At 72.7% G+C, this 6,172-nt stretch carries 5 protein-coding genes; 1 reads left to right on the top strand and 4 read right to left on the bottom strand.

Annotation, left to right across the window (positions count from 1 at the left end; translation table 11 throughout):
• Positions 1-310: 310 nt before the first annotated feature.
• The 3 genes from GPA10_RS20800 to GPA10_RS20790 all read right to left on the bottom strand — a co-directional run bounded on the left by GPA10_RS20800 (position 311) and on the right by GPA10_RS20790 (position 2,792).
• The gene (locus GPA10_RS20800) at positions 311-1,255 is read right to left on the bottom strand and encodes a DUF3048 domain-containing protein (RefSeq protein WP_058851414.1); all 945 of its coding nucleotides are present in this window, start codon (positions 1,253-1,255) and stop codon (positions 311-313) included.
• A gap of 64 nt (positions 1,256-1,319) precedes the next feature.
• The gene (locus tag GPA10_RS20795; RefSeq protein ID WP_343041158.1) at positions 1,320-1,595 is read right to left on the bottom strand and encodes a twin-arginine translocation signal domain-containing protein; all 276 of its coding nucleotides are present in this window, start codon (positions 1,593-1,595) and stop codon (positions 1,320-1,322) included.
• Positions 1,596-1,718: 123 nt separating this feature from the next.
• A complete protein-coding gene (locus GPA10_RS20790) occupies positions 1,719-2,792 on the bottom strand; it encodes an ATP-dependent DNA ligase (RefSeq protein ID WP_157166820.1) in 1,074 nt (357 codons plus the stop codon).
• A 73-nt stretch (positions 2,793-2,865) separates the two neighbouring features.
• Here GPA10_RS20790 and ligD point away from each other — a divergent pair, with 73 nt between their 5' ends.
• On the top strand, positions 2,866-3,882 hold the full coding sequence (gene ligD / locus GPA10_RS20785) for a non-homologous end-joining DNA ligase (RefSeq protein WP_157166819.1): 1,017 nt from the start codon (positions 2,866-2,868) through the stop codon (positions 3,880-3,882).
• A 69-nt stretch (positions 3,883-3,951) separates the two neighbouring features.
• Here ligD and GPA10_RS20780 read toward each other — a convergent pair whose 3' ends face one another.
• Positions 3,952-6,168 (bottom strand): OmpL47-type beta-barrel domain-containing protein, encoded by a 2,217-nt coding sequence (locus GPA10_RS20780; RefSeq protein ID WP_246259507.1) that lies wholly within the window; start codon positions 6,166-6,168, stop codon positions 3,952-3,954.
• Positions 6,169-6,172: the final 4 nt, after the last annotated feature.

Here is a 6,172-nt window from a genome sequence, read left to right as displayed (position 1 = left end):
GGCAGGCCGGGGGCCCCGGGGGGGGCGGGGGGGGCAAGGGGCGGGCTCTTGGGGCCCCCCGCGCCGCAGCCGGTGTACGGGGCGCGCTGAGTCGTTGACGGGGTCCCGGGGCCGGGGGGCACCGTGGACGGCGTCCGGGCTCGCGTCGATCGGCCTGCGATCTCGTCCTCCATCGCCGGACGGGCTCGCGTCGATCCGCCTGCCGTCTCGTCCTCCATCGCCGGACGGGCTCGCGTCGATCCGCCTGCGGCCTCGTCCTCAGTCGCCGGACGGGCTCTCACCACCACTCCCGGCGCGGCGCCCGCACCCCTCACTCCTCCGTGAACACCACCCACACCGGCCCCGGCGCGAACGCCAGCGGCTTGCCCTCGGGCGTGCTGAACCGGGTGCCGCCGCCGGAGGTCCTGCGTTCCCAGCGTGCTTCGTAGGACCGGCCCTCCCGCAGCACCTGGGCCGTGCCCGAGCCCACCGTGCGGGTGAACGGGGAGGGGTTGCCGGAACGGTCGTGGTAGCGGGAGTCCCTGACGGTGACGCGCTGCACCACCACCGTCCCGGCCGTCAGCGCCTTGCCCTGCGGGGTGCGCGCCGTGTCGCCGTCCATCGCGATGTGCCAGCGGCCCTCGTACTCGACCCAGCTGAAGGTGAAGCGGGCCGACGGGAAGGCGACCGTGTGCCGCGTCCTCGGGGTGCCGCCTTCCGGGGGCGGGCCGAACGTGAAACCGGTGCTCTTCAGGCCGCTCGGCTCGGGCCGCACCCCGAGCGCGGCGGGCCGCAGATAGAGGTTGTGCGGGGCGGGCCGGTCGTCGCTGCGGTAGTACGCCTTCTCGGCCTTCCCCTCGGCCGGCAGCGCGCGCACCGGTGACCTGCCGATCAGCGGCAGCAGCTTGTGCTGCGCACCGGAGAACGCGAGCGCCGGGCGGTCGAACTGGCGCAGGAGTTCCAGGTCCGTCTCGCGGGCGCTGCGCACCGGCCCCACGACCGGCGGCAGCCGGCGCGCGTACACCGCCATCAGACGGCTCAGACCGGCCTCGACCTGCTCGGCGTACACGACGTCCGCCGCGTCGAGGCCGGTCTGCGGGCGTGCGGGAACCACATTGTCGATCTTCACGGCGAGCACGCGGCCCTCGGCGCCGCCGTCCGCCCGCTTCTCGTCACGGCCCGCCCCCGTCCGGTCCTGGAGCGTGCAGGCCGGGGCCAGGGCGGCGAGCAGCGCCACCGCCGCCGCCGCGCGCCACTGTCGTCTTCGCGGTGTCATGCGAGGGCTTTACCCCGTACTGGCCGCGCGGCAGTCACGATCGGGAACATCTCACCCCGGCGTCTCACCCCAGATCGAGGGCGTTGGGCAGGCCGAGGCGGTACCGGACGCGGTCGTGGCGCTTGACCGTGAAACCGCGGACCGCCAGCTCGTGGGCGGCGGTCAGCCCGGCCACGCCGCCGCCGAGCACGGCGACCGTCCGCTCGGTCCGCGGCGCCCGGACGGCGGCCGTCGCCGGTGCCGGGAGTGCTCCCAGGCCCAGCGCGGCCGCGCCGCCGGCTGCCGCCGTGCGCCCCACGAAGGCTCTGCGGGTGCTTCCTGCCGTGTGCCTGTGCCCCACGGGCTCTCCCCCTTACCTGTGGTAACTCGGGTGTCGGGGGCGGAGCCTATGGGGAGCTTCGGGGAGTCGGAAGTGGTGCGCTGTCCGTTGGCTCGTTCTCGTCCGCGGGTGGGTGCCCGTCCCTCACGCGGGGGGCGACCCGAACACCGCCCCCAAGTCGTAACTCGCCGGTTCCTCCAGCTGGGCGTACGTACACGACTCAGGCACCCGGTCCGTCCGCCACCGGCGGAACTGCGCCGTGTGCCGGAAGCGCGCCCCGTTCTCCATGTGGTCGTACGCGACCTCGCACACCCGCTCGGGCCGCAGCGGCACCCAGGAGAGGTCCTTCTTGCCGGTCCACCGGCTCACCGCCCCGGGCAGCCGGGCCTCCGCGTGCGCCGCCTCGTCCGTCCACGCGGCCCACGGGTGGGCCGACGGGTCCGCCATGCGCAGCGGTTCGAGCTCCGTCACCAGCTCGGCCCGCCGCTTCATGGAGAACGCGGCGCACACCCCGACGTGCTGCAACGCGCCCGCGTCGGCGTACAGGCCGAGCAGCAGCGAGCCCACCACCGGACCGCTCTTGTGGAAGCGGAAGCCCGCGACCACGCAGTCGGCCGTGCGCTCGTGCTTGATCTTGTACATGAGGCGCTCGTTCGGCCGGTAGGGGAGGTCGAGCGGCTTGGCGATCACCCCGTCGAGCCCGGCGCCCTCGAACTCCTCGAACCACTGCTCGGCCACGTCCCGGTCCAGCGTGGCGGGCGCCAGGTGCACGGGCGCGTCCACACCCTGAAGAGCGCCGGTCAGGAGCCGCCGCCGGTCGCTCAGGGGGACGTCGAGGAGCGGCTCGTCGAAGAGGGCGAGCAGGTCGAACGCGACGAAGGAGGCCGGGGTGCGTTCGGCGAGCGTCCGCACCCGGGACGCCGCCGGATGGATGCGCTCGGTCAGGGCGTCGAAGTCGAGCCGCCCCCCGCGCGCGATCACGATCTCGCCGTCCAGCACGCACCGCTTCGGCAGCCGCTCCCGCAGCGCCGCCACCAGCTCGGGAAAGTACCTGGTCAGCGACTTGCCGCTGCGGCTGCCCAGCTCGATGTCGGCGCCGTCCCTGAAGACGATCGCGCGGAAACCGTCCCACTTCGCCTCGTACTGCATGCCGGGCGGGATGCGCGCCACGGACTTGGCGAGCATGGGCTTCACGGGCGGCGTCACCGGGAGATCCATGGTCCGATTCTCCGGCGGGCCCGTCGTGATTGCCTGATATGCGGCATTTGTCGTACGCGTCTACCGTGGCCGCATGGGTGTGGGTGCGGCGGTCCAGCTGACGGCGGGCGAGCGGACGGTGCGGCTCTCCAGCCCCGACCGCGTGCTGTTCCCCGAGCGCGGCCTCACCAAGCGGGACGTCGCCGAGTACTTCATCGCCGTCGGCGGGGGCATCCTGCGGGCGCTGCGCGACCGGCCCACCACCCTGGAGCGGTACCCCGAGGGCATCGAGGGCGAGCACTTCTACCAGAAGCGGGCGCCGAAGAACCTGCCCGACTGGACCCCGACCGCCACCATCGCCTTCCCCAGCGGCCGCACCGCCGACGAGATGTGCCCCACCGAGGTCGCCGCCGTGGTGTGGGCCGCCCAGTACGGCACGCTCACCTTCCATCCGTGGCCGGTGCGGCGCGGCGACCTCGACCACCCCGACGAGCTGCGGCTCGACCTCGATCCGCAGCCCGGCACGGACTACGCCGACGCCGTCCGCGCCGCCCACGAGCTGCGGGACCTGCTCGACGGGTTCGGTCTTCGCGGATGGCCGAAGACGTCCGGCGGGCGCGGCATCCACGTCTTCGTGCCGATCGAGCCGCGCTGGACGTTCACCGAGGTGCGCAGGGCCGCGATCACCTGCGGCCGGGCCCTTGAGCGGCGGATGCCGGACGCGGTGACGACCGCCTGGTGGAAGGAGGAGCGCGGTGAGCGGATCTTCGTCGACTACAACCAGACCGCCCGCGACCGCACCATCGCCTCGGCCTACTCCGTCCGCGCCCGCCCGCACGCCCCCGTCTCCGCGCCCCTGACCTGGGACGAACTCGACGACGCCGTACCCCGTGACTTCGACGTCGCCACCATGCCCGAGCGGTTCGCCCGGCTCGGCGACGTGCACCGGGACATGGACGAGCACGCCTTCACGCTGGACGCCGTCCTGGAGCAGGCGGACCGCGACGAGCGCGACCACGGGCACGGTGATCTGCCCTATCCGCCCGAGTACCCGAAGATGCCCGGAGAGCCGAAGCGGGTCCAGCCGAGCCGTGCCAGGCACGACGACTGAACCCGCTCCCGTCACCCCGGACGACAGGCGCCTACGGCTCCGCTCCCGTCACCCACGGACGACAGGCGCCTACAGCTCCTTGATGCGGATGTCCCGGTACGACACCACGTCCGTCGTGCCGTGGACCTGGAGGCCGACGTACCCGGACGCGAAGCGGCGGCCGTCCGTGCCGGGGTCGTCGCCGCGCGGCGGCTCGAAGACCCGGCCGCCGGTGTTGTCGAACTCGTTGACCATGACCCCGTTGCGGTGGATCGAGTAGTGCTGGTCGACCACCCGGATCTCGTAGTCGTTCCAGGTGCCCTTGGGGGTCACGCCCGCGCCCGCGAGCCCGACGCGGTCGAAGCCGTAGACCGAACCGGTCTTGTACATGTCGCCGTCAGGACGGTCGAGGACCTGGATCTCGTGGCCGTACTTGATGGCGACCCACTCCGGACGTGACTCCTCCGGGTGGCCGTGGACCTGCGGGAAGCGCACGAAGACACCCGAGTTGGCGTTGCCGTCCGACGGGGCGTCGTCGCGCCACTGGAGCTTCAGCGAGAAGTCCCCGTACTTGCGCCCGGGGAACCACAGCATGCCGAGGCCGCCCTTCGTGGTGCCCGAGGTCATCGTGCCGTCCGCGTTCAGGCCGAACGAACCGCCGCCCACGTGCTGCCACTTGGAGAAGGTCTTCCGCGTGCCGTCGAAGAGGGTGCGGTAGCCCTCGGTCTGGCCCGGCTTGCCGATGCCCGACTCCTTCGCCGCCTTGTTGATCTTGTTGTACTCGCGCTTGTCGATCTCGCCCGCCCTCTTCAGGCGGTCCGTGACCGTCTTCACGTGCTTGAGGAACAGCGCGTGCGACGACCAGTCCTTCTCGTCCTCGATCAACTCGCCGATGCGGCAACGGTTGTCGGTGACCCGGTTCGGGATGCCCGTGTCGACCGTGCCGACGACGACGGTCAGGCGTTCGTCGTACTCCGGACAGTCGGGGCCCGGGACCCCGCCGCCCTCGTCGACCGTGAACGCCACCGACTTCGCGGGCGCGGTGTTGCCCGCCCTGTCGCTCGCCCGGTACGCCACCGTGTGCCGTCCGACGCGGTCGACGACCACCGGCGCGGTGTACGCCACGTACGGGCCGCCGTCCAAGGAGTACTCGACCTTGTCGACGCCCGAGCCCGCGTCGGTCGCGGACACCGTGACCTTGGCGCGGCCGATGTAGGCGCCGTCCGCGTTCTTGTCGCCCTCGACCTTCGCCGACGTCTCGGGCGGCGTCCTGTCCTCGACGGGCGGGTCCACCACGGTGAACTCGACCGTCTTCTCGGCCGCCGCGTTGCCCGCCTTGTCGGTGGCCCGGTAGCGCACCTTGTGGGCGCCCACGGCGTGCACCATGACGGGCGCGGTGTACGCCGTCCACGCGCCGTCGCCGAGCGCGTACTCGACCTTGTTCAGGCCGGAGCCCGCGTCGGACGCCGACACCGTGACCGTCGCCATGCCCAGGTACTGGCCCGAGCCGTTCTGCTCGCCGGTGACCGTCGCCGACGTCTCCGGCGGCGTGCGGTCGTCCGTCGGCGGCGCCACGACCTCGAAGTCGACGGCCTTCTCCGCCGCCACGTTGCCCGCCTTGTCGGTGGCGCGGTAGCGGATCCTGTGCGTGCCGACGGTGTCGACGACCACGGGCGCGGTGTACGGCTGCCACGCGCCGTCCGTTCCGACCGCGTACTCAATTCTGTCCACGCCCGAGCCCTGGTCGGTCGCCGTGACGGAGACCTTCGCCGAACCGACGTACGCGCCCCCGGAGTTGGTCGCGCCCTCGACGTCCGCCTTCGCCTCGGGGGCCGTGGTGTCCTCGCCGCCGCCCTCGGTCACGACCAGGACGCCCTGCATCGAGCCGTGGCCGGGAATGGTGCAGTAGTAGCGGTAGCGGCCCGGGGAAAGGGTCACCTCGGCCGTGTGCTTGCCGCCCTTGTCGTCGGCCGGGTTGGCGAGGATGTTCAGCGGGACGTCGTTGTTGTACTCGGGGTCGGAGACGTCGAACGTCAGCGTGTGCGGCATGCCGGTGGTGTTGCCGGTCGCCTCGCTGTTCTCGAAGACGATCGTCGTGCTGCCCGCGACCGCCGTCGTCGGCGCGGACCTGTACTTGGCGATGTCGTTGTCGGCCGTCCACGTCAGGGTCTGCCGCGCGGTCCTCGGGCCGTCGGGCCGGGCCGTGGCCGCCGAGGTCAGGCCGAGCACCAGGGCCAGCGCCGCGAGCAGCGCGGGCCACAGTCCTCGCGGGCGTGCCCGCGGGGGAGCGGGTCTCATCGGTCGCATGGGT

Source organism: Streptomyces typhae (genome assembly GCF_009755605.1).
GTDB classification, from domain to species: domain Bacteria; phylum Actinomycetota; class Actinomycetes; order Streptomycetales; family Streptomycetaceae; genus Streptomyces; species Streptomyces typhae.
The sequence above is the reverse complement of the archived record's forward strand: the minus strand, read 5'-3'. Positions and strand labels throughout refer to the sequence as shown.